Origin of the sequence: Aeromonas sp. ZOR0002 (genome assembly GCF_963866995.1) — a bacterium.
Taxonomy (GTDB): Bacteria; Pseudomonadota; Gammaproteobacteria; order Enterobacterales; family Aeromonadaceae; genus Aeromonas; species Aeromonas caviae.
In genome coordinates, this window is record NZ_CAWMFQ010000343.1 from 1 (window position 1) to 260 (window position 260).

Annotated in this window: 1 protein-coding gene; it reads right to left on the reverse strand. The window is 51.9% G+C overall.

What is annotated here, in order from left to right; translation table 11 throughout:
* On the reverse strand, positions 1 to 156 hold a 156-nt coding region (locus AACR77_RS18555), incomplete at its 3' end, for a transposase (protein ID WP_156133343.1).
* Positions 157 to 260 lie beyond the last annotated feature (104 nt).

The window sequence follows — 260 nt, forward strand, 5'->3', positions numbered from 1 at the left end:
AAGGTCTCGCCAAGGAGCTCCGGTGTGGAGTATCCAGAGAATGCCATCGAGCACTTGGCGCGGTTCACGGGTAGGGCGCCCGATCAGGCTTCGAGAAGGAAACTGGGGCTCGATAAGCCCCCATTGTGCATCAGTCAGCTGATAACGGCGGGACACGGAATGGATCTTAAGCTGTTGAGAAGATGTGAGATTATATCTTCATCACTTTAATAACACAGCCTAGCGCCTCATGCAAACACATCTTGGTATTTACCTCCCTG